This window comes from Streptomyces uncialis, assembly GCF_036250755.1.
Lineage (GTDB): Bacteria > Actinomycetota > Actinomycetes > Streptomycetales > Streptomycetaceae > Streptomyces > Streptomyces uncialis.
Window position 1 is genome coordinate 7488439 of record NZ_CP109583.1, and the last position, 21543, is coordinate 7509981.

Below are 21543 nucleotides of genomic sequence, written 5' to 3' on the forward strand. Positions count from 1 at the left end.
GACACCCCGGGGCGGTACGGTCGACGGGCGGGTGGGGCGAACGAGAGGACGTAAGGCGTCGATGGCCATCTCCAAGGCCGAGCGGCTGATGAATCTGGCGCTGTGTCTCCTCGGGACGCGGCGGCCGCTCAGCAAGCGGGAACTGCGGGGCTCCATCGAGGCGTACGTCGAGACGTTCGGCCCCGGTGACGGCGGACCCGGTTCCGACGACTCGTTCAACCGGATGTTCGAGCGCGACAAGGACGATCTCCGCGAGCTCGGCCTGGTCATCGCGACCGTGGAGAGCGTCGACGGCGACGTCGGCTACCAGGCGCGCCGTGACAGCAACCGGCTGCCGCCCCTCTCCCTCGACGCCGAGGAGGGCGCCGCCCTCGGGCTCGCCGCCAAGGTGTGGCAGCAGGCCCGGCTCGCCGGGGCCGCCAGCGGCGCGCTCCAGAAGCTGCGCGCGGCGGGACTCCCCGAGGAGGTCGACCCCTACGAGGGCCATGGCGCCCTGGAGCCGCGCATCCCCGTCCACGAGGCCGCGTTCGAACCGCTGATGCTGGCCTGCCGCGACCGGCGGCCCGTCCAGTTCGACTACCGCAAGGCGAACGCGGCCCGGCCCGAGCCCCGCCAGGTGGAGCCGTGGGCCCTGGAGTGCTGGCGCGGCCACTGGTACCTCGCGGGCTGGGACCGCGACCGGAGCGCGGAGCGGGTGTTCCGGCTGTCCCGGATCACCGGGCGGGTCCGCAGCCGCGCGGGCGCCTACCGCGTCCCCGTCCCCGATGTCGTCACCGTCCGGGAGACCGTCGCCAGCTGGGCGGGGGAGAGCGCCGACCGCAGCGCGCGGATCAGGCTGCGCGCCGGGTCCGGGTACCCCCTGCGGGCCAAGGCGGAGAACGTCCGGGAACTCGGGAACGGGTGGGACGAGTTGGAGATTCCGTACGGGCACGGGCTGGACGCGTGGCTGGTCGAGTTCGGACCCGACGTGGTGGTCCTGGAACCCGCCGAGCTGCGGGCCGATGTGGTCGACCGGCTGCGTGCCGTGGCCAAGGGGTAGGAGAGACGACCGTGGCAGCGAAACCCGCCAGGCCCGCGCGCCCGGTGAACGCCATCGACCAGACCCGCCGCATGCTGTCGCTGGTGACCTATCTGCGGGAGCGCCCGGGAGCGCGGGTCGAGGACGTCGCCCGTGCCTTCGGGATCACCGAGGACGAGCTGATCTCCGACCTCGACGTGCTGCCCATGTGCGGGACCAGCTTCCGGGGCGGTGACCTCCTCGACATCGACACCGACGGCGACCGCATCTGGTGGCGCAACCCGGGCGCGCTCAGCGCCGAGGCCGCGGCCCCGCTGCGGATCTCCGCCGACGAGGCGACCGCCCTGCTCGTCGCCGCCCGCGCGGTGGCCACCCTGCCCGGACTGCGGGAGAGCGACCGGCAGGCCCTGCTGCGGGCCACCGCCAAGGTCGAGACCGCCGCCGGGGAGGCCGCGGGGCCCAGCAACCGGCTGTCGGTCACCTTCGAGTCCGAGGGCGGTGTCTTCGCCGATGTGGACCGGGCGATCTCCGAGCGCCGCCGGTTGTGGATCAAGTACTACTCTCCCGCCCGCGACGAGGTCACCGAACGCGAGATCGACCCCATCCGCCTGGTCAGCGTCGGCCACACCTATGTGGAGGCGTGGTGCCGCCGCTCCGAGGCGCGGCGCACGTTCCGGCTGGACCGCGTCGCGGAGATCAAGGTCCTGGACGAGCCGTCCGCGCCGCCCGAGATAGAGCTGCGGGACCTCTCCCAGGCTCTGGTGCAGCCCGCCGCCGAGGACCCCGAGGTGGTGATCGAGGTGGGCCCCGGAGGCCGCTGGGTGGCGGAGTACTACCCGCACGACAGCGCGGAGGAACTCGGGGACGGCGGACTGCGGATCACCCTGCGCACCCCGGAGCCGGCCTCCCTGCGGCGGCTCGCCCTGCGGCTCGGCCGGGACGGACGGATCGTCGCCCCGAAGGAGCTCGCCGACAGCGCCCGGCACGCGGCCCGGGAGGCGCTCGCCGCATACGACGGGTACGACGCGGCCGACGTGTCCGGCGACCGTCGGGAGCGACCGTGACCGTGCCGCCCGGCCCCGTCCCACCTGCTTCCGTCCCGTCCGGCGCCGTCCCGTCCGGTTTCGTCCCGCCCGGTGGCCCGGCCGCCGATATGTCCTCCGACATCCCGGACATCTCCAGTCTGGAGCGGGTGACGCCCATGGTCTTCAAGGCGGGCTGCCCCGACTGCCGGGCCCGCTTCGAACTGTCCGCCCCCGCTCTGCGGCTGGCGATCGGCGGCTCCGCGACCACCACCTTCTACTCCTTCACCTGCCCCGAGTGCGGCGCCGGTGTCCGCAAGCCCGCGGGCGAGCGCATCGTCGAACTCCTCATCCGCGGCGGGGTGCGGACCCTGCGTCTGCACTCGACCGTCTAGGCTCGGGCACATGTTCTGGGCCATGCTCGCGATCGCTGTCGGCTTCCTCGGTCTGCTCGTCCTCGGTGTGCTCGCTGTCCGGGTCTTCGTGGCCGCGGACCGGCTGGGCCGCCAGGTCAGCGAGGCCGCCCGGCTCGTCGGCGGCGCCGCCGAGGATCTGGAGCGGGCCGCCGAGGGCGCCGCGCGGGCCGGGAGCGATCTGCGGCGCTGACCGGGCCGTCCCGGGGCACACTCCCCGGGCACTTCCCCGGCCCGTACCGGGCCCCGGGGCACCCCCGGCGGACGTCCGGAAGCGGCGGAGCCGGAGATACCGCTGATCAACCCGTGGTCTTGACCTGTCGGGGGCGGAGGGTGTGCGGGTAGGCTGCTGACACGGTCCGGAGAGCGAGGCGCGGGCCGGCAACCGGGAGTACGTACGGGGATTGCCTCTCGTTCACCCCCGAGCGTTACGATCGCTGCCAGCACGGCGGCCGGACATCGGTCCGGCCGGTCGGGCAGCAACCGCCCAAGGCCGCCTCGGTGAGAAGGTATACGTAGATGTTCGGTGGACGGATCGGCCCGCTCGAGATCACTCTGATCCTCGTCATCATCCTGCTGCTGTTCGGTGCGAAGAAGCTCCCCGACATGGCGCGATCCCTCGGCAAGTCGGCCCGCATCCTCAAGAGCGAGGCCAAGGCGATGAAGTCGGAGGGCGAGCAGCCCGCCCCGGCGGAGCCCGCCGACAAGGAGCAGCCCGTCACGGCCCCGCGCACCATCCAGGCCGCCCCGGGCGATGTGACCAGCTCCCGCCCGGTGAACGAGCCCACGGACACCACGCAGCGCTGACCCACGGCCGGAAGACCACCGGCCCGCCGCACGAGATGAGGACGTGGGTTGCTCAAGTCTGCCCGCAAGAAGGAAAAGGACCCCGAGGGGCGTATGCCCCTCGTGGAGCACCTGCGTGAGCTGCGCAACCGGCTGGCGAAGAGTGTGGTGGCCATCCTGGTCGTCACCATCGTCGCCGCCTTCTTCTACAAGGACATCATCGAGTTCATCACCGAACCGGTGCTGCGCTCGGTGGGCTGCGACGACAGCTTCGCCGAGATCGCGGAGAAGCTGGAGAACAAGGAGGACACCTGCGCCCGGATCACGCTGAACGGTCTGCTGACGCCGTTCACCCTGGCGCTCAAGGTCTCCCTGATGGCCGGTGTCGTCCTGTCGACCCCGGTCTGGCTCTACCAGCTGTGGGCCTTCATCGCCCCCGGTCTGCACCGCGAGGAGCGCAAGTACTCGCTCGCGTTCGTCGGTCTCGGTGTCCCGCTCTTCCTCGGCGGCGCGTACTTCGCGTACTCCAGCCTTCCCACCATGGCCGAGGTGCTGCTGGAGTTCTCACCGGCGTCGGTCGACAACCAGCTGCCGCTCGACGACCTGCTCGACCTCGTGACCCGCATGGTGATCGTCTTCGGGCTGTCCTTCGAGCTCCCGCTGGTCCTGATCATGCTCAACCTCACCGGGGTGCTCACCGGTAAGCGCATGCTCAGCTGGTGGCGGGCGATGATCATGGGCATCACGGTCTTCGCCGCGGTCGCCACCCCCAGCACCGAGCCGCTCACCATGATGGCGCTCGCCGCGCCGATCTGGGTGCTGTACTTCGGCGCCACCGGCTTCTCCCTGCTGAACGACAAGCGCAAGGCAAGGATCGAGGCCGCGGGCCCCGACGACGACGAGGCGTCCGACCTGGACCTCACCCCGGAATCCGTGGACGACGTGGAGCCGGTCAGCGCCGCCCGGGGCCTGCCCCGGCAGGCGTCCACCGACCGGGACCGGATCAACGGCTACGACGACGTCACCTGAGGCCCGGACCTGACGTAGTGCCCCGGCATCGGACCTGATCGTGCCTGGGGGACACCCGACCGGCGAGACCACTCCGCTCGCCGATCCCACCGCGTGACGCGGCCGGGGCGCCCGTACGGCGCGACCGGCCGCTTCCGCGTTCCGGGGCCACCGTCTTCCGGCCACCGTGTTCGGGGCCCGCGCGTTTCGGGTACGGACCGTCCTGGGTACGGACCCCGTCGGCGCGACCGCGCGGACGCTCCTCGGCGTGCCCGGGGCGCCGTCCGCGCGGGTGCCCGGGGCGTCCAGGGTGGCGCCGGTGACCCCGGGGGCCGCTGAGGCCGCCGCGCTGACCAGCGCGGATACCGCTTTCCCGATAATGATCGCCCTCTGTCAGAGGTGGCGGGTAATCTCGAAAGCACGATGACAGAGGATCTCTCCCCGGCCGAGCGGTACGCGGCGGCACGACTGCGCGCCGCCGAGCAGGCCACCGCGCTCGCCGCCTTCCGTGACATGTACGAATTCGATCTGGACCCGTTCCAGACAGAGGCGTGCAAGGCGCTCGAAGCGGGCAAGGGCGTGCTTGTCGCGGCGCCCACCGGCTCAGGCAAGACGATCGTCGGCGAGTTCGCCGTGCACCTCGCCCTCGGGCAGGGCAAGAAATGCTTCTACACCACGCCCATCAAGGCACTGTCCAACCAGAAGTACAGCGACCTCGCCAAGCGCTACGGCGCCGACAAGGTCGGTCTGCTCACCGGTGACAACAGCGTCAACTCCGACGCGCCAGTGGTCGTGATGACCACCGAGGTGCTGCGGAACATGCTGTACGCGGGTTCGCAGTCCCTGCTGGGCCTCGGCTATGTGGTCATGGACGAGGTGCACTACCTCTCCGACCGCTTCCGGGGCGCGGTCTGGGAGGAAGTGATCATCCATCTCCCCCCGTCGGTGACCCTGGTCTCCCTGTCGGCGACGGTGTCCAACGCCGAGGAGTTCGGCGACTGGCTGGACACGGTCCGCGGTGACACCGAGGTGATCGTCTCCGAGCACCGCCCCGTACCCCTGTTCCAGCATGTGCTCGCGGGGCGCCGGATGTACGACCTCTTCGAGGAGGGCGAGGGCCGCAAGCGGGCCGTCAACCCCGATCTGACCCGGATGGCGCGGATGGAGTCGGCCCGCCCCACCTGGGGCCGCGACAAACGCCGCGGGAAGAACATCCGCGAGGCCGACCGCGAGCGCGACCGCCGGCAGCGCTCCCGGGTCTGGACACCCGGCCGCCCCGAGGTCATCGAACGCCTCGACGCCGGCGGACTGCTGCCCGCCATCACCTTCATCTTCAGCCGCGCGGGCTGCGAGGCCGCCGTCCAGCAGTGCCTCCACGCGGGACTGCGGCTCAACGACGACGAGGCCCGTGCGAAGGTCCGGGAGATCGTCGAGGCCCGCACCTCTTCCATCCCCGACGAGGATCTCCATGTCCTCGGCTACTTCGAGTGGCTGGAGGGCCTGGAGCGGGGCATCGCGGCGCATCACGCGGGCATGCTCCCGACCTTCAAGGAGGTCGTGGAGGAGCTCTTCGTCCGGGGCCTGGTCAAGGCCGTCTTCGCCACGGAGACCCTCGCCCTCGGCATCAACATGCCCGCCCGGTCCGTCGTGCTGGAGAAGCTCGTCAAGTGGAACGGTGAGCAGCACGCCGACATCACCCCCGGCGAGTACACCCAGCTCACCGGCCGCGCCGGCCGCCGCGGTATCGACATCGAGGGCCACGCCGTCGTCCTGTGGCAGCGCGGGATGAACCCCGAGCACCTCGCCGGTCTCGCCGGTACCCGTACGTATCCGCTGCGCTCCAGCTTCCGCCCCTCGTACAACATGGCCGTCAACCTCGTCGACCAGTTCGGCCGGCACCGTTCGCGGGAGCTTCTGGAGACGTCGTTCGCGCAGTTCCAGGCCGACCGCTCGGTGGTCGGGATCTCCCGCCAGGTGCAGCGCAACGAGGAGGGGCTGGAGGGCTACAAGGCCTCCATGACCTGCCACCTCGGCGACTTCGAGGAGTACGCCCGGCTGCGCCGCCAGCTGGGGGACCGGGAGACGGAGCTGGCCCGGCACGGGGTCTCCCAGCGGCGGGCCGCCGCGGCCGGGGCGCTGGAGAAGCTCAAGCCGGGCGATGTCATCCATGTGCCGACCGGCAAGTACGCGGGTCTCGCCCTGGTCCTGGACCCGGGGCTGCCGGCCGGGCGTTCCCACGGCCACCGCGGCTTCGACCACCAGGACGGTCCGCGCCCGCTGGTCCTCACCGCGGAGCGGCAGGTCAAGCGGCTCGCCGCGATGGACTTCCCGGTACCGGTCGAGCCCCTGGAGCGGATGCGCATCCCGAAGTCGTTCAACGCCCGCTCGCCCCAGTCCCGTCGCGACCTGGCGTCCGCGCTGCGCAGCAAGGCGGGGCACATCGTGCCGGACCGGCACCACAAGCAGCGTGCCGCCGCCGCGGACGACCGCGAGATCGCCCGGCTGCGCACGGAGATCCGCGCGCACCCGTGCCACGGCTGCTCCGACCGCGAGGACCACGCGCGGTGGGCCGAGCGCTACCACCGGCTGGTGCGGGACACCACCCAGCTGGAGCGCAAGATCGAGGGTCGCACCAACACCATCGCCCGTACCTTCGACCGGATCGTCAAGCTGCTCACCGAGCTGGACTATCTGCGGGGCGACGAGGTCACGGAGAACGGCAAGCGGCTCGCCCGGCTCTACGGCGAACTCGATCTGCTCGCCAGTGAGTGCCTGCGGGCCGGGGTCTGGGAGGGCCTCAGCCCCGCGGAGTTGGCCGCGTGCGCGTCCGCCCTGGTCTACGAGTCCCGGTCGGGGGACGACGCGCTGGCGCCCAAGGTGCCCTCCGGGAAGGCCAAGGAGGCACTCGGCGAGATGGTCCGCATCTGGGGCAGGCTCGACGCCCTGGAGGAGGACTTCAAGATCAACCAGACGGAGGGCGTAGGTCAGCGCGAGCCTGATCTCGGGTTCGCCTGGGCCGCGTACATGTGGGCCTCCGACAAGGGGCTGGACGAGGTGCTGCGTGAGGCCGACATGCCCGCGGGGGACTTCGTCCGGTGGTGCAAGCAGGTGATCGACGTCCTCGGGCAGATCTCCGCGGCCGCTCCCGTGAGCGGTACGGAGGGGTCCACGACGGTCGCCCGGAACGCGCGGAAGGCCGTGGACGGCCTGTTGCGGGGTGTGGTGGCGTACTCGTCGGTGGGGTGACCCCCTGCCGTGGGGTCACCCCACGGTGTCGGTGGCCCGGTCGTCCCCTTGTGCGGGGCGGGCGGGCCCCTTTTTGCGTTCCGGGGGTCTGGCGTTTGCGGGCGGGTCTGTTGCCTGCGGGTCGCCTTCGCTTGCGCCTTCGAGGTTTCGTACCTGGGCGTGCTTGTTCCTGTGCGGGTCGCCTTCGCTTGCGCCTTCGGGGTTCCATGCCTGGGCGTGCTTGTTCCTGTGTGGGTGGTCCGTGGGTGCGCGGTTCCTCGCGCCCCTGGATGCTGCGCCGGTTCGTTGCTCCTCGGGTGCGGGTCGCCTTCGTCGCGCAGTTCCTCGCGCCCCTGGGGGTGCCCCGGTGCGTTGTTCGTCGGGTGCGGGTGATCACTCGGCGTGTGTGTGTGATGGCCCTGTGTGTAAAAGAGGCGAGTCTAGCGGGGTGGGCGGCCTGGTTTCAGGTGCTTGCGGAATATGACACAGCGAAGATGCGGCCGGACTAAGCTCGCCCGCAGCGCGCTGAGTTGAGACGAAATCGGGCGTTTGTTCCCGGGCTTCCCGTTGGTGGGAATCATCCCGGACGCTCCCGCACGTCCAGCACCCGGAAATCACACTGGAAACATCCCTGACCGCTACGAAACCGCGAAGTTCCCCGCAATCCCCGACAACTCCACGAGTCGACTGTCTTAGAGGGCATACATGGTGAGTGTTCAAGCGCCTCCCGGTGGCCGAGAAGTCCCGCGTCTCCGCGTCCAGGTGCTGCCGACCGTCCTGATGGCCGCGGTGACCGGGGGCTGTGTGGCCGCGGTCACGGAACCGGCCCGGCTGGTCGTCGCCCTGTGCGGGGTGATCGGCACCGTGCTGGTGGCCGCGATCGGCGCCGAGACCGTACGGCGCGGACGGCGGCTGGAGGCCCAGCGTGTCGAGCACGCCCGCCAGATCGACTGTCTGGAAGGGCGGATCGCCGCCCATGACGCCGAACTGATCCACCTCGGCAGCCAGCTCCTGCCCGACGCGCTGTTCCGGCTGCGCCAGGGCGAGTCGCCCGCCGAGGTGATGCGCGCGGTCGTCGACGCCGACCCCGCCTACCGCGACCTCCCCGACGCCCAGCGCACCCTGCTCAAGGACGTCCTGACGATCGTCGACAACGAGGAGGCCATGCGGGAGGCGACCCAGCGTGCCTTCGTCAACATCGCCCGCCGGGTCCAGGCCATCGTCCATCAGCAGGCCGCCGAACTGCGGGAGATGGAGGAGGACCACGGGCGCAACCCCGAGGTCTTCGACGACCTGCTCCGCATCGACCACGGCACCGCGCTGATCGGCCGTCTCGCCGACTCCATCGCGGTACTCGGCGGCGCCCGGCCGGGACGTCTGTGGCCCAAGCCCGTACCGCTGTTCAGCGTGCTGCGCGGCGCCATGTCCCGCATCCTGGAATACCGGCGCGTGGACCTGCATTCCATCGCCAAGGTCGCCATCAAGGGCACCCATGTGGAGCCCCTGATCCACGCCGCCGCCGAACTCCTCGACAACGCCACCCGCTACTCGCCGCCCCACACACGGGTGCATGTCACCGCCGTCGAGGTGCAGACCGGTATCGCCATCGAGATCGAGGACGGCGGGGTCAGTCTCAGCGAGGAGGCCCGGCTGCGGGCCGAGCGGATGGTCGCCCAGGCGCAGGCCGGTATCGACCTCAAGGACCTCGGCGAGACGCCCCGCCTCGGGATGGCCGTCGTCGGCAGGCTCTCGCAGATGTTCCATATGCAGGTCTCACTGCGGCAGTCCGCGTACGGCGGTGTCCGCGCCGTACTCGTCGTGCCGCGCGACATGCTCACCTCGGGGCCCGCGCCCGGACTCGCCCACGGTATCGGCGCCACCGCCGTACCCCGGGTGAACGACGACGGCACCCCCATGCAGGAACTGAAGCGGAAGGCCAAGAAGCGCCGTCCGACCACCGGCCCGCGCCGCCCCTCCGACGATCTGACGCCCACGGGCGCCACCGACGACGACGTACCGGTCGTCACCGAATGGACGGCGAACGGGCTGCCGCAGCGCCGCAGCCGGGTCAAGACCCCGCTCAGCCAGCGCTACGCCGAGGCCGCGGCGTCGGCCGCCGCGGAGGCCGCCGGGGAACCCGACCCCTGGCGGGTCCCCGTACCGGCCCAGGCCGAGAAGCCCGACGAGCCCGAACCGGGCCTGTGGGTCGAGGCGTTCATGAACGGCATCAAGGGCGCGCCGACCACCCCGGACACGGCGGGTCCCGACGGCACCGGCCCGACCGGACCGGACGCCTCCGGCGACCCCGCAGCGCACCACGGCCCCGGGGGCACCCGCCCCGGTACCGCCGTCAACGGCAGCGGTGGTGTCGTCAACGGCACCGCACAGGGCCATCGCACCGGCCCGCACCCGCAGGCACGCCCGGAGACCGACGACCTCATGGACGAGGGGGACCGCAAGTGATCCAGCAGCGCGCCAATTTCGACTGGATGCTCAAGGAACTCGCGGACGGAGTCCCGCACACCCGGCAGGTCGTCGTGCTCTCCGCCGACGGACTCCGGATCGCCCGCTTCGGCGGCGAACCCGACGCGGCCGACCGGCTCGCGGCGGCCTGTGCCGGACTCCAGAGCCTCGCGAGCGCCGTGGCCGCCGAGATCCCCGACAGCGACGGCCGGATGCGCATGGTCATCATCGAGGTCAGCGGCGGCTACTTCTATCTGATGGCGGCCGGCGCGGGGGCCTTCCTCGCCGTCCTCGCCGACGAGACCGTCGACGCGGGTCTGATGAGCAACCGCATGCGTGACCTGGTGGTACGGATCGGCGCCCATCTCACCAGTCCCCCGAGGCGGGACGGGCAGGCCGTATGACTCCTCCGCAACGCGAACGCCGCGCCCCCCGATCCGCCCCGGAGAAGGACCCGGAGCGCCTCTACGTCATCGCCGGCGGCGCAGAGGGGACCGAACGGGCGGAGGTGGACCTGGTGACCCTGATCGTCACCCGCTGCGAACCGCCGCCCACCGCCCAGCCCGAACAGGCGGCCGTGCTCCGGCTGTGCCGCTCGCCTCTGTCCGTCGCCGAGATCTCGGCCTATCTCAACCTGCCGTTCAGCGTGGTGACCGTGCTGCTGACCGAACTACTGGCGGCGGATCTGGTCCAGGCACGCGCACCGATCGTGCGTTCCGCGCTGCCCGACCGTTCCCTTCTCGAAGCGGTGATACATGGACTTCAACGACTCTGACAGCATCGGCACGATCACGGGCCCACGCGCAGAGGATCACCTTCCGGACACCGCGACCGCGGCCGTCAAGATCGTGATCGTGGGCGGCTTCGGGGTCGGCAAGACCACCATGGTCCGCGCGGTGAGCGAGATCCGGCCGCTCACCACCGAGGAGACGATGACCCAGGCGGGCATCGGTGTCGACGACAACTACGGCTCCGAGACCAAGACCGCCACGACGGTCGCCATGGACTTCGGACGGATCAGCATCACCGAGCAACTGGTGCTGTACCTGTTCGGCACCCCTGGCCAGGAACGCTTCTGGTTCCTGTGGAACGGCCTGTTCGAAGGGGCGCTGGGCGCCGTCGTGCTGATCGACACCCGGCGGCTGGAGGTCAGCTTCGACGTGATCGGGCGGCTGGAGGAACGCGGGGTGCCGTTCGTGATCGCCGTCAACGACTTCCCGGACGCCCCGTGCTACCCCGTCGGGGAACTGCGGGCCGCGCTCGATCTGTCGGAGGACATCCCCATCGTCAACTGCGACGCCCGGCAGCGGGCGTCCAGCCGGGACGCGCTGATGACCCTGATGCACTTCCTGCACTCACTGACCCGGACCCCCGCCTGACCGGCACCCCTGTCCGACCGGCACCCCATATACGACCGGCACTCCGCCCGACCCGGGCCGCTGTCCGACCCGGGCGGTCACCTGCCTGAACCCCTTCTCCGCCTGCCCCGGACCGCTTGCCCCGGACCGCTTGCCCCGGACCGCTTGCCCGGGAGCGCCCACCCGGGGCGGACCTCCACCTGGGCCGGGCGGTCGGTCCGCCCGCCGCCGCCCGTGCCCGCCCCCCTTCCCGAAACGCTCTTCCCGGCACGCCCTTCCCGCCCCCCTGCCCGTACCCCGCCACCGGCCCGGACTTCTCGGAGCGACCACCGTGATGACTCCCCCTCACCTCCCCGGCACCGACGATCCCGCCGCGTCCCCGCCGCCCGGCTGTCCCGCCCACGGCCTCGCCGCGGGCAGACGCAGGCTGTACGGGCCCGAGGCCGACGCCGATCTGGCCGGCCTCTACGAGAAGCTGCGCGCCGAGCACGGCCCGGTGGCCCCCGTACTGATCCACAACGACGTCCCGATGTGGGCCGTCCTCGGCCACGGCGAGAACCTGCAACTGGTCCGTACACCCTCGACGTTCAACCGTGACGCCCGGGAGTGGCACGCCGTCAAGGACGGCACGGCCGGTCCCACCCACCCCCTGGCGCCGGTCTTCTCCTGGCAGCCCATCTGTAGTTTCGCCGAAGGCGCCGAGCACCAGCGGCTGCGCGGCGCCGTCACCGGCGCCCTGTCGGGCATCGACGCCCGCGGGGTCCGCCGCTACATCAACCGCTACAGCCAGCGCCTGGTCAACGACATCTGCGAGGACGGCCGCGCCGATCTGGTGAGCCAGTTCGCCGAGCAGCTGCCGATGGCGGTGATGTGCGAACTCCTCGGTATGCCGGAGGAGTACGACGAGCGCATGGTGCAGGCCGCCCGCGACATGATCAAGGGCACCGAGACCGCGATCGCCAGCAACGAGTACGTGATGAGCGCGCTGATGAGCCTGGTCCTGCGGCGCCGGGCCCAGCCGGAGGAGGACTTCACCAGCGCGCTGCTCGCCCATGGGTCGGGGCTCACCGACGACGAGGTCGCCCAGCACCTGCGGCTCGTCCTCATCGCCGCGTACGAGGCGACCGCCAATCTCATCTCGAACGTACTGCGGATGATCCTGACCGATCCGAGGTTCCGGGCCCAGCTCGGCGGCGGCCAGATGACCGTGCCCGAGGCGGTGGAGCAGATCCTCTGGGATGAGCCGCCGTTCAGCGCGATGGTGGGCTACTTCGCCAAGCACGACACGGAGCTGGGCGGTCAGCGCATCCGGGCGGGGGAAGGACTCATCTTCGGGATCGCGCCGGGCAATGTGGACCCGGAGGTCCGCCCGGACCTGGAGGCCAATATGCAGGGCAACCGCTCGCATCTCGCGTTCGGCGGCGGCCCGCACGAGTGCCCCGGGCAGGACATCGGCCGGGCCATCGCCGACACGGGGGTGGACGCGCTGCTGATGCGGCTGCGGGACGTGCAGCTCGACATCGGCGAGGACGAGCTGCGCTGGCGTTCGTCGATCCTGTCGCGGCATCTGGTGGAACTGCCGGTGACCTTCACCCCGCAGCCCACCCAGGACGTGATGACCCGGCCCAGCCTCGGGGTGCCCGCCGCGGCGGGCGGCGACTGGCAGGTGTCGTCGCCCGCGCCGCTGTCGGCGCCCGGTCCCGTGGTGGCGCCCGACCGGCCGGCCGGGGCGGCCGGTCCGCTGCCGCCGCCCGCCGAGCCGGTGGCCCCCGCTCCCCAGCCGGTGCCGCGCGGGCTGTGGCGGCGGCTCGCGCGCTGGTGGCGCGCGGCCTGAGCGGGGAGGACGGCGCGGGCCGGGGTTCAGCGCGCGGGCGGTTCCGGTGGCCGCGCGGGGGCCCCGTCGAGCCGCCGGGCGCTGACGAAGCGGTGGCGCAGGCCCGTGACGGGATCCGTGAACCCCAGGACCCGGGCCAGCAGCCGCAGCGGTGCACGGAAGTCGCCGTCCGCCACCGGGTCCAGGACCACCGGGTACAGCGGGTCACCGATGAGGGGGATGCCCAGGGAGTTCATGTGCACCCGCAGCTGGTGGGTGCGGCCGGTGCGGGGCAGCAGCCGGTAGCGCGCCGCCGAGTCCGGTCCGGCGTTGCCGATGAGCTCCACCCGGGTCTCCGCGTTCGGTTCGCCCGGCACCTCGCGGGCCGTGAGGACGCCCCGTTCCTTCTCGATACGGCTGCGGACCGTGCGGGGGAGCTCCAGATCGTCGCGGTACGGGGCCAGCCCTTCGTACTCCTTGTGGATCCGCTTGTCGCGGAACAGGGTCTGGTACGCGCCGCGTTCCTCCGGGCGGACCGTGAACAGGACCAGCCCGGCCGTCAGCCGGTCGAGCCGGTGCGCGGCGCCCAGGGCGGGGAGGTCCAGGTCGCGGCGCAGCCGGGCGAGCGCGGTCTCGGTGATGTGGCCGCCGCGCGGGGTGGTGGCAAGGAAGTGGGGCTTGTCCACGACGACGATGTGCTCGTCCCGGTACACCACGGGAAGCGGGAACGGGACGGGTGTCTCCGGTGTCCGGGGCCGGTGGAACCATACGTACAGCCCTGGGACGTACGGGGTCAGCGGGGTGACGGGAGTGCCGTCTGCGGTGACGAAGGCACCGGCGCCGAGCAGGGCGTCGATGGTGTCGGCGGACGGGGCGAGCCGGTCCACGAGATGGTCCCGTACTGTCGGCCAGTTGGCCGTGTCGGGTCCGGCGGCGGGCAGTCGCAGACGTACCGGGTCGATCCCGTCGCGCTGGGGGAGCGGGGCGGGCGGGGGCGGGGTGCGGCGCCTTCGGCTCATCGGGGTCGAGGGTAGTCCCGGACCGGGTCCGCCTCGCGGCCGGGGCGGGTCGCGCCGGGCGTGGCCGGGGTCCCCGGGGCGGGGCGGCCGGGCTGGGAAAAGTGGTGGTCGGGGCCGGGTGGGTTAGGCAGGATGGGGGGATGCCTACTCTGGTGAACGACGTGGTGGCCGCGGGCACGCTCGCGAGGGTTCCCCAGCCCTCGATGGAGGTCGAGGGCGGGCTGGTGGCCCGGCCGTGGGCGGATCACGACGCCTCCGCCGTGTTCACGGCGTTCCAGGACCCCACTCTGCATCAGTGGCATGTCCGCAGCGCCGACTCACCGGACGAGGTGCTGCGCTGGATCGCCGGCTGGCGGGCCGCCTGGGCCGGTGAACGCGACGCGCAGTGGGCGGTGGCCGACGCGCACAGCGACGAACTGGTCGGCCGGGTGGCCCTGCGGAGCATCGAGCTGGGCGACGGCGTGGCGGAGGTCGCGTACTGGACCGTGCCGTCGGCGCGGGGGCGCGGTGTCGCGCCGCGCGCGGTGCGGGCGCTCAGCCGCTGGGCCTTCGGGATCGGCTTCCACCGGCTGGAGCTCATGCACGCGATCGGCAACGACGCGTCCTGCCGGGTGGCGGCCAAGTCCGGTTTCGTGGAGGAGGGCACCAAACGCTCGGCGGCCCTCCACCAGGACGGCTGGTACGACATGCATCTGCACGCCCGGGTGGCCGGGGACCCGGTGTGAGGGGCGGGCCCGGTCAGGCCGTCTTCTCCTGCTCGGCCTCCACCTGCGCGTTCCACTCGGGCTTGGACGCCTGCCAGCCGTCCTCGTTGTGCCCGAGGCGCCAGTAACCGGAGATCGACAGGTCCTCGCGGGGCACCTGGTGCTCGATCCGCAGCATCCGGCGCAGCTCCTTCACGAAACCGGCCTCGCCGTGGACGAACGCCTGGAGCCGGCCCGCCGGGAACCGGAGGGCTCGCACCGCTTCGAGCAGGGCCTGACCGACCGGGCGCTCGCCCCGGTGCAGCCAGACGACCTCGGCGTCGGTCGCGATCTTCTGCTCCTCCTCGGGGCCGGGGACCTCCACGAAGGCATGGACGACGGCACCCGCCGGAAGGGCCTCCAGCGAGGCGGCGATCGCGGGCAGGGCGCTCTCGTCACCGGCCAGCAGATGCCAGTCGGCGTCCGCCTGGGGGGCGTAGGCGCCGCCGGGGCCCAGGATGCGGACGGTGTCGCCGGGGCGGGCGGCGGCGGCCCAGGGGCCCGCGATGCCCGCGTCGCCGTGGATCACGAAGTCGAAGACGGCTTCACGTGTCACCGGGTCCCACGACCGCACGGAGTACGTGCGGGTCACGGGCCACTGCTCCCGGGGGACCTCCGCGCGGATGCGCTGGATGTCGAACGGCTCGGGATAGCTCACCCCGGCCGGGGGGAACAGGAACTTCACATAGTGATCGGTCCACTCGTCCGCCGCGAAGTCGGCGAGCCCCTCGCCGCCCAGCACCACCCGGTGCATGTGCGGGGTGATCCGCTCCGTGCGCACGACGCGTCCCAGATGGGTCGCCGGTGCTTGGCGTACAGGTCGCTCGGCCATGAGGACTCCCCTGATCACTGGTACTTAGGCTTACCTAAGTTAGCATCTCACGACTGGAGAGTGGAGAGCAGGCGGGCCAGTGATCCACCGAGCCCCCAGCGCTGCGCGAGCGCGTCCAGAGCCGCCGGGTCGCGCGGGGCGCGCGGCAGCGCCGGGTCCACCCGCGGCAGCGGTACGTCCAGCGCGACCCCGACGACCTTGGGGGCGACGGCGAGATAGGGCCGGGACTCGTGCAGCCGCTTGCGCTGGGTCGGGGTCAGCCGGGCCGCCGGACTGTCGATCGCGGCCATGATCCCGGCGAGGTCGCCGAACTCCGCCAGCAGTTTGGCCGCCGTCTTCTCGCCGATGCCGGGCACCCCGGGCAGTCCGTCGGAGGGGTCGCCGCGCAGCAGCGCGAGATCCGCGTACCCGGCGCCCCCCACGCCGTACTTCTCGCGCAGGACCGCCTCGTCGGTGAGCTGGAGGGTGCCGACGCCCTTGAGCGGGTACAGCACGCGCACGTCCCGGGCGTCGTCCACCAGCTGGTAGAGGTCGCGGTCACCGGTCACGATGTCCACCGGGCCCGTCGCGTGGGCGGTGAACGAACCGATCACGTCGTCGGCCTCGTACCCCTCGACCCCGACCCGGGCGATCCCCAGCGCGTCCAGCACCGCCTCGATGACCGGCACCTGCGGGGACAGGGTGTCGGGCACCTCCTCCTCGTCCGGACCGGCCGGGGTCTCCCGCGCCACCCGGTGCGCCTTGTAGGAGGGGATCAGGTCGACCCGCCACTGGGGCCGCCAGTCGGCGTCCATACAGGCGATCAGATCGTCCGGGTGATGGTCCTTGACGAGCCGGTCGATGAATTCGAGCAGACCGCGCACCGCGTTCACCGGGGTGCCGTCCGGTGCCTTCACCGACTCCGGGACGCCGAAGTAGGCCCGGAAGTAGAGGGAGGCGGTGTCGAGGAGCATGAGCCGTCGGGTTCGCTGAGTCACGAGCGCATCATGCCGCACGGCACTGACGGTCCGGGGTGCCCGACGCCCCGGCCGCACCGGACGTTCCACCCGAGGGGGGCGGCTCGGGACGAGTGGCGCTCCCAGGGACGGACCGGGCGAAATGTGACCCGCGCCACTTCTGTGTTTGGTACATGCATCTACGGGCAGGCGCGCTCCCGGAGCGAACCGGGCCCGTCCATCTCCACCGGACGCGCGCACCGGCAGCGGGCCGACCCCGCGTCTCCACGGCCCGCCCGGGGGAAAGGCGGGCCGTATTGGTTCGACCCGAGAGGTTCATGTGTCCAGGCTTGAGGCCGCGCACCTGTACAAGGTGTTCGGCAGACGACCCGATGCCGCCGTCGAGAGGCTCCGCCAGGGAGCGGACCGCGAGGAGCTGCGCGCCGACGGGGCCACCGCCGCCGTCATCGACGCCTCCTTCACGGTCGATCCCGGCCAGATCTTCGTCGTCATGGGTCTCTCCGGCTCCGGCAAGTCCACGCTGCTGCGCATGCTGAACGGACTGCTGGAGCCCACCGCCGGACAGGTGCTCTTCGACGGTCAGGACCTCACCGCGCTCAGCCCCCGCGAGCTGCGCGAGGTCCGGGCCCGAAAGATCAGCATGGTGTTCCAGCACTTCGCGCTGTTCCCCCACCGCAGCGTCCTGGAGAACGCCGCCTACGGCCTGGAGGTCCAGGGCGTGCCCCGGGCCGAACGGGAGGAGCGCGCCGCCGAGGCGCTGGGCCTCACCGGGCTCGCCGGCTGGGAGAAGTCCTGGCCCGACGAGCTGTCCGGCGGGATGCAGCAGCGGGTGGGCCTGGCCCGCGCGCTCGCCACCGACGCCGATCTGCTGCTCATGGACGAGTCCTTCAGTGCCCTGGACCCGCTGATCCGCCGCGATATGCAGGACCAGCTCCTCGAACTCCAGAGCCGCCTCAACAAGACGATCGTCTTCATCACCCACGACCTCAACGAGGCCATGCGGCTCGGGGACCGGGTCGCCGTCATGCGGGACGGCCGGATCGTGCAGACCGGCAGCGCCGAGGACATCCTGATGACCCCGGCCAACGACTACGTGGCCGCGTTCACCCAGGACGTCGACCGCTCCCGCGTACTGACCGCGTCGGCCGTGATGGACGGGGAGCTGCGCGGCAACGAGGCCGACTGCGGCTGCGAGACCGCGTACGCCGACACCGCCTTCGCCGACCTGTGCGGCATCAGCGCCCGGGTGCCGCACGCGGTCGCCGTGCTCGACAAGAGGAAGCAGCTGATCGGGGTGGTGCCCCAGCAACGGCTGGTGGGCTTCCTCGCGGACGGCGACGAGGCGGTACGGGCCGAGGTGCCCTGCGACGGCGCGGGCAAGGCCGCCGCGACGACCGGCAAGGCGGTGAGCACCGATGCCTAGGCTGCATCTCGGTGACTGGGTCGACAGCGGTGTCGAATGGCTGGTCACCCATATGGCGTGGCTCTTCGACGCGCTGAAGAGCCTGGTCGAGGGCATGTACGACGGCACCAACGCCGTTCTCACCGCCCCGGAACCCCTGCTTCTCGCGGGCATCCTCGCCTTGTTCGCCTGGTGGCTGCGCGGACTGGTCGCCGGTGTCCTCGCCTTCGGCGGCTTCGCGCTGATCGACTCCATGGAACTGTGGGACAAGTCGATGTCGACGCTGTCCCTGGTGCTGGTCGCGACCGTGATCGCCCTGGTCATCGGGGTACCGCTCGGTATCTGGGCGGCCCGCTCGCAGACGGTCAGCTCCGTCGTCCGGCCGGTCCTCGACCTGCTCCAGACCATGCCGTCGATGGTGCTGCTGATCCCGGCGATCCTGTTCTTCGGCATGGGCGTGCCCGCCGGAGTCGTCGCCACCCTGATCTTCGCGCTGGCACCCGGGGTACGGATGACCGAACTCGGCATCCGCCAGGTCGACGCGGAACTGGTCGAGGCGGCCGAGGCGTTCGGCACCACCCCCCGCAACACCCTGCTGCGGGTGCAGCTCCCGCTCGCGCTCCCCACGATCATGGCGGGCGTCAACCAGGTCATCATGCTGGGCCTGTCCATGGTCGTCATCGCGGGCATGGTCGGCACCGGCGGCCTCGGCGGCGCGGTGAACGAGGCCATCGGCCAGCTGAACATCGGACTCGGTTTCGAGGCCGGCCTCGGCATCGTCGTCCTCGCCATCTACCTCGACCGGATGACCGGCGCCCTCGGTGACCAGATATCGCCGCTCGGCCGCCGCGCCGCCGCCAAGGCGCGGGCCGCCGGTGAGCTGCGGATCTGGCAGCACCGCCCCCGCCCGGCCGTCGCGGTCGTCGGTGTGGTCGTCCTCGCGCTCGTCGCGGGCGGCATGGGCATCTTCGGCACCCCCGGCGACAAGGGGACCACCGACTCCGCCACGGACGTCGGCAAGGGCGACACCGTCAAGATCGGGTACATCCCCTGGGACGAGGGCATCGCCACCACCTTCCTGTGGAAGGAACTCCTGGAACGCCGCGGCTTCGAGGTCGAGACCACCCAGTACGCCGCCGGACCGCTGTTCACCGGTCTGGCCCAGGGACAGATCGACTTCCAGACCGACGGCTGGCTCCCCGTCACCCACGCCGAGTACTGGAAGAGGTACGGCAAGCAGCTCGAAGACCTCGGCGCCTGGTACGGACCGACCTCACTGGAGATCGCCGTCCCCGGCTACGTCAAGGGCGTGGACTCCATGGCCGACCTCAAGGGGCAGGGCGACCGCTTCAAGGGCCGGATCATCGGGATCGAGCCGAGCGCCGGGATGATGGGCCTGCTCAAGAAGGATGTCGTCGGCGCCTACGGTCTGGGCGACGAGTACAAGGTCGTGGACGGCTCCACCCCCGCGATGCTCGCCGAGCTCAAGCGCGCGTACGCCAAGAAGGAGCCCATCGCCGTCACCCTCTGGTCCCCGCACTGGGCGTACAGCGACTACGACCTCAAGAAGCTCAAGGACCCGAAGGGTGCGTGGGGCGAGGGCGACGAGGTGCACACCCTCAGCCGCAAGGGCTTCAGCGACGACCACCCGGAGGTCGGCCGCTGGCTGAAGGACTTCCGGATGACCGAGAAGCAGCTCACCGACCTGGAGTCCGCCATCCAGAAGGCGGGCAAGGGCAAGGAGCAGCAGGCCGTCCGCGACTGGCTGGAGAAGCACCCGGACACCGTCGACAAGTGGGCACCGGTGCCCGGTGACCGGGCCGCCGCCGAGTAGAGCGCCCGGCACCCACCGCCCGGCACCCACCGCCCGGCGTCCTCCGCCCGGTGTCATCCGCCCGGCTGTGAAATGGCCGGAAATCCGGCTCCGGCGAGCCGAACCGCCGATCATGTCCGACCATGAGGGGCGGGCCCCGTCGCACGACGGGGCCCGCCCCTCACGGGTGATCCCGGCGACGGCCGTTTGCCGAACACGCGTAGGGTGCAGAAACCCGACGGAGACCCCGGTCGGGTCACACGGCACCACGGACACGGGAGGGAGCCGGAGCGATGGACGAGAAGGAGACCCTTCGGGTGGGCGCCGCCGTACGGCGGCGGCGACGGTCCCTGGAACTCACCCTCGCCGTGGTCGCGGAGCGCAGCGGGCTGTCCGTCCCCTTCCTCAGCCAGGTGGAGAACGAACGGGCACGGCCCAGCCGCGCCTCCCTGGAGAAGGTCGCCGACGCGCTCGGCACCACCGCGGTCGAGCTGCTCGCCGCCGCCGATCCCGCCTGCACGGTCGATGTCGTCCGCGCCGACACCCCGCCCGGCCAGGACCTCCGGTCCCCCGGCGGGGAGCGCAGCAGGGCCCGCTCCCTGGTCCGCGGCCACCACCAGCTGCACGCCACCGAGTTCACCGGCGACCATGACACGGCCCGTGAATTCCAGCACCGCAACGACGAGTTGCTGTACGTCGCGGACGGCGCCGTCGAGATCGAGGCGGAGGGCCGGGCCCACCGTCTCGGCCGCGGGGACACCCTGTACCTGACCGGGGGAGTGCGGCACCGCTGGCGGGCCACCGAACCGGACACCCGGGTCCTGGTGGTGGCCGTCGCCGAGCACATCGACGCTGTGCAGGACCGGAGGAGATGAGATCGACTCCCTCCCGTGGCACATTCCGGCTGACTAGTCTGATCCCGTGAAATCTGCCCGGATCGTCTCCCTGGTGCCCTCACTGACCGAAGCCGTCGCCGCCACCCTGCCCGGGACCCTCGTCGGCGTCACCGACTGGTGCACCCACCCCGACGACCTCGGCGCCGTCCGTGTCGGCGGCACCAAGAACCCCGATGTGCCGCGGATCGTCTCCCTCGCCCCCGACCTGGTCGTCGCCAACGAGGAGGAGAACCGCCGCCCCGACCTCGACGCCCTTCGGGCGGCCGGCGTAGAGGTCCTGGTCACCGAGATCCGCACGGTCCAGCAGGCGTTCCGCGAACTGGAGCGGGTGCTCAAGGCGTGCGGCGCCGACGGACGGCCCGCCTGGCTGGATCTCGCCGAGTCCGTGTGGTCCGGGCTGCCCGAACCCTGGGAACGCGTCACGGCCGTGGTACCGGTGTGGCGGCGGCCCTGGATGGTCCTCGGCCGCGACACCTTCGCCGGGGACATGCTGGCCCGCCTCGGGGTCGACAACCTGTACGCGGGCCATCCCGACCGCTATCCCCATGTCCCGCTCGACGAACTGCGGTCCTGCGGCGCCGATCTGGCGGTCCTGCCCGACGAGCCGTACCCCTTCGGCCCCGACGACGGACCCGACGCGCTGCCGTTCCCCGCGGCGTTCGTCAGCGGCCGTCATCTCACCTGGTACGGGCCGTCGTTGGCGGAGGCGCCGGGGACCGTCGGCGCGGGGCTGCGGGAGCTGCTGCGCCGCAGATGACACCCGGCCGGGCCCCGGA

20 protein-coding genes are annotated in these 21543 nt (G+C 71.7%); 17 read left to right on the forward strand and 3 right to left on the reverse strand.

Going from position 1 to position 21543, the window contains the following annotated elements; genetic code table 11:
- The first annotated feature begins 61 nt into the window (after window positions 1-61).
- The 12 genes from OG711_RS31345 to OG711_RS31400 all read left to right on the forward strand — a co-directional run bounded on the left by OG711_RS31345 (window position 62) and on the right by OG711_RS31400 (window position 13127).
- On the forward strand, window positions 62-1039 hold the full coding sequence (locus OG711_RS31345; RefSeq protein WP_073792251.1) for a helix-turn-helix transcriptional regulator: 978 nt from the start codon (window positions 62-64) through the stop codon (window positions 1037-1039).
- Between the two features lie 71 nt (window positions 1040-1110).
- On the forward strand, window positions 1111-2082 hold the full coding sequence (locus tag OG711_RS31350) for a helix-turn-helix transcriptional regulator (protein WP_266517991.1): 972 nt from the start codon (window positions 1111-1113) through the stop codon (window positions 2080-2082).
- Window positions 2083-2171: 89 nt separating this feature from the next.
- Window positions 2172-2435 (forward strand): CpXC domain-containing protein, encoded by a 264-nt coding sequence (locus OG711_RS31355; RefSeq protein ID WP_266517988.1) that lies wholly within the window; start codon window positions 2172-2174, stop codon window positions 2433-2435.
- A 10-nt stretch (window positions 2436-2445) separates the two neighbouring features.
- Window positions 2446-2646 carry a hypothetical protein gene (locus OG711_RS31360; RefSeq protein WP_073792249.1) on the forward strand — a complete coding sequence of 67 codons (201 nt, stop codon included), beginning with the start codon at window positions 2446-2448 and terminating at the stop codon, window positions 2644-2646.
- A 326-nt stretch (window positions 2647-2972) separates the two neighbouring features.
- Window positions 2973-3260, forward strand: a complete 288-nt coding sequence (gene tatA / locus OG711_RS31365) for a Sec-independent protein translocase subunit TatA (protein ID WP_266513568.1) — start codon at window positions 2973-2975, stop codon at window positions 3258-3260.
- 48 nt (window positions 3261-3308) lie between these two features.
- Window positions 3309-4268 (forward strand): twin-arginine translocase subunit TatC, encoded by a 960-nt coding sequence (gene tatC, locus OG711_RS31370; RefSeq protein ID WP_266513565.1) that lies wholly within the window; start codon window positions 3309-3311, stop codon window positions 4266-4268.
- A gap of 402 nt (window positions 4269-4670) precedes the next feature.
- Window positions 4671-7493: a DEAD/DEAH box helicase gene (locus tag OG711_RS31375; RefSeq protein ID WP_329561875.1), complete on the forward strand. Its 2823-nt coding sequence runs from the start codon at window positions 4671-4673 to the stop codon at window positions 7491-7493.
- A 684-nt stretch (window positions 7494-8177) separates the two neighbouring features.
- Window positions 8178-9935 carry an ATP-binding protein gene (locus OG711_RS31380; protein ID WP_266513560.1) on the forward strand — a complete coding sequence of 586 codons (1758 nt, stop codon included), beginning with the start codon at window positions 8178-8180 and terminating at the stop codon, window positions 9933-9935.
- Window positions 9932-10339, forward strand: a complete 408-nt coding sequence (locus tag OG711_RS31385) for a roadblock/LC7 domain-containing protein (protein WP_073792244.1) — start codon at window positions 9932-9934, stop codon at window positions 10337-10339. The genes OG711_RS31380 and OG711_RS31385 overlap by 4 nt, the downstream gene beginning before the upstream one ends.
- Window positions 10336-10710 carry a DUF742 domain-containing protein gene (locus tag OG711_RS31390; protein ID WP_073792243.1) on the forward strand — a complete coding sequence of 125 codons (375 nt, stop codon included), beginning with the start codon at window positions 10336-10338 and terminating at the stop codon, window positions 10708-10710. Before OG711_RS31385 ends, OG711_RS31390 begins: the two co-directional genes overlap by 4 nt.
- A complete protein-coding gene (locus tag OG711_RS31395) occupies window positions 10691-11314 on the forward strand; it encodes a GTP-binding protein (RefSeq protein WP_073792242.1) in 624 nt (207 codons plus the stop codon). The genes OG711_RS31390 and OG711_RS31395 overlap by 20 nt, the downstream gene beginning before the upstream one ends.
- A 313-nt stretch (window positions 11315-11627) precedes the next feature.
- Window positions 11628-13127 (forward strand): cytochrome P450, encoded by a 1500-nt coding sequence (locus OG711_RS31400; protein WP_073792241.1) that lies wholly within the window; start codon window positions 11628-11630, stop codon window positions 13125-13127.
- Window positions 13128-13153: 26 nt separating this feature from the next.
- Here OG711_RS31400 and OG711_RS31405 read toward each other — a convergent pair whose 3' ends face one another.
- Window positions 13154-14125 carry a pseudouridine synthase gene (locus OG711_RS31405; RefSeq protein ID WP_329561880.1) on the reverse strand — a complete coding sequence of 324 codons (972 nt, stop codon included), beginning with the start codon at window positions 14123-14125 and terminating at the stop codon, window positions 13154-13156.
- A 140-nt stretch (window positions 14126-14265) separates the two neighbouring features.
- Here OG711_RS31405 and OG711_RS31410 point away from each other — a divergent pair, with 140 nt between their 5' ends.
- A complete protein-coding gene (locus OG711_RS31410; RefSeq protein ID WP_266513552.1) occupies window positions 14266-14850 on the forward strand; it encodes a GNAT family N-acetyltransferase in 585 nt (194 codons plus the stop codon).
- A 13-nt stretch (window positions 14851-14863) separates the two neighbouring features.
- Here the strand turns inward: OG711_RS31410 and OG711_RS31415 are convergent, their stop codons facing one another.
- Together OG711_RS31415 and OG711_RS31420 are read right to left on the reverse strand one after the other, a co-directional pair.
- On the reverse strand, window positions 14864-15700 hold the full coding sequence (locus tag OG711_RS31415) for a siderophore-interacting protein (RefSeq protein WP_073792238.1): 837 nt from the start codon (window positions 15698-15700) through the stop codon (window positions 14864-14866).
- A gap of 47 nt (window positions 15701-15747) precedes the next feature.
- On the reverse strand, window positions 15748-16653 hold the full coding sequence (locus OG711_RS31420) for a 5'-3' exonuclease (protein ID WP_073792237.1): 906 nt from the start codon (window positions 16651-16653) through the stop codon (window positions 15748-15750).
- A 322-nt stretch (window positions 16654-16975) separates the two neighbouring features.
- On the opposite strand from OG711_RS31420, the gene OG711_RS31425 reads away from it, so the two are divergent.
- The 4 genes from OG711_RS31425 to OG711_RS31440 all read left to right on the forward strand — a co-directional run bounded on the left by OG711_RS31425 (window position 16976) and on the right by OG711_RS31440 (window position 21524).
- Complete coding sequence (locus OG711_RS31425; protein ID WP_266513547.1) at window positions 16976-18079, forward strand: quaternary amine ABC transporter ATP-binding protein; 1104 nt, start codon at window positions 16976-16978, stop codon at window positions 18077-18079.
- Window positions 18072-19892: an ABC transporter permease/substrate binding protein gene (locus OG711_RS31430; protein WP_329561884.1), complete on the forward strand. Its 1821-nt coding sequence runs from the start codon at window positions 18072-18074 to the stop codon at window positions 19890-19892. Before OG711_RS31425 ends, OG711_RS31430 begins: the two co-directional genes overlap by 8 nt.
- 272 nt (window positions 19893-20164) lie before the next feature.
- Entirely contained in the window at window positions 20165-20746 is a 582-nt protein-coding gene (locus OG711_RS31435; protein WP_073792234.1) for a helix-turn-helix domain-containing protein, read from the forward strand.
- 46 nt (window positions 20747-20792) lie between these two features.
- A complete protein-coding gene (locus tag OG711_RS31440) occupies window positions 20793-21524 on the forward strand; it encodes a helical backbone metal receptor (RefSeq protein WP_073792233.1) in 732 nt (243 codons plus the stop codon).
- Window positions 21525-21543 lie beyond the last annotated feature (19 nt).

Coding starts and splice junctions, on each gene's coding strand:
- OG711_RS31345 (WP_073792251.1), top strand. CDS start 62: ATGGCCATCTCCAAGGCCGAGCGGCTGATGAATCTGGCGCTGTGTCTC.
- OG711_RS31350 (WP_266517991.1), top strand. CDS start 1,111: ATGCTGTCGCTGGTGACCTATCTGCGGGAGCGCCCGGGAGCGCGGGTC.
- OG711_RS31355 (WP_266517988.1), top strand. CDS start 2,172: ATGTCCTCCGACATCCCGGACATCTCCAGTCTGGAGCGGGTGACGCCC.
- OG711_RS31360 (WP_073792249.1), top strand. CDS start 2,446: ATGTTCTGGGCCATGCTCGCGATCGCTGTCGGCTTCCTCGGTCTGCTC.
- tatA (WP_266513568.1), top strand. CDS start 2,973: ATGTTCGGTGGACGGATCGGCCCGCTCGAGATCACTCTGATCCTCGTC.
- OG711_RS31375 (WP_329561875.1), top strand. CDS start 4,671: ATGACAGAGGATCTCTCCCCGGCCGAGCGGTACGCGGCGGCACGACTG.
- OG711_RS31380 (WP_266513560.1), top strand. CDS start 8,178: ATGGTGAGTGTTCAAGCGCCTCCCGGTGGCCGAGAAGTCCCGCGTCTC.
- OG711_RS31390 (WP_073792243.1), top strand. CDS start 10,336: ATGACTCCTCCGCAACGCGAACGCCGCGCCCCCCGATCCGCCCCGGAG.
- OG711_RS31395 (WP_073792242.1), top strand. CDS start 10,691: ATGGACTTCAACGACTCTGACAGCATCGGCACGATCACGGGCCCACGC.
- OG711_RS31400 (WP_073792241.1), top strand. CDS start 11,628: ATGACTCCCCCTCACCTCCCCGGCACCGACGATCCCGCCGCGTCCCCG.
- OG711_RS31405 (WP_329561880.1), bottom strand. CDS start 14,125: ATGAGCCGAAGGCGCCGCACCCCGCCCCCGCCCGCCCCGCTCCCCCAG.
- OG711_RS31410 (WP_266513552.1), top strand. CDS start 14,266: ATGCCTACTCTGGTGAACGACGTGGTGGCCGCGGGCACGCTCGCGAGG.
- OG711_RS31415 (WP_073792238.1), bottom strand. CDS start 15,700: ATGGCCGAGCGACCTGTACGCCAAGCACCGGCGACCCATCTGGGACGC.
- OG711_RS31420 (WP_073792237.1), bottom strand. CDS start 16,653: ATGCTCCTCGACACCGCCTCCCTCTACTTCCGGGCCTACTTCGGCGTC.
- OG711_RS31430 (WP_329561884.1), top strand. CDS start 18,072: ATGCCTAGGCTGCATCTCGGTGACTGGGTCGACAGCGGTGTCGAATGG.
- OG711_RS31435 (WP_073792234.1), top strand. CDS start 20,165: ATGGACGAGAAGGAGACCCTTCGGGTGGGCGCCGCCGTACGGCGGCGG.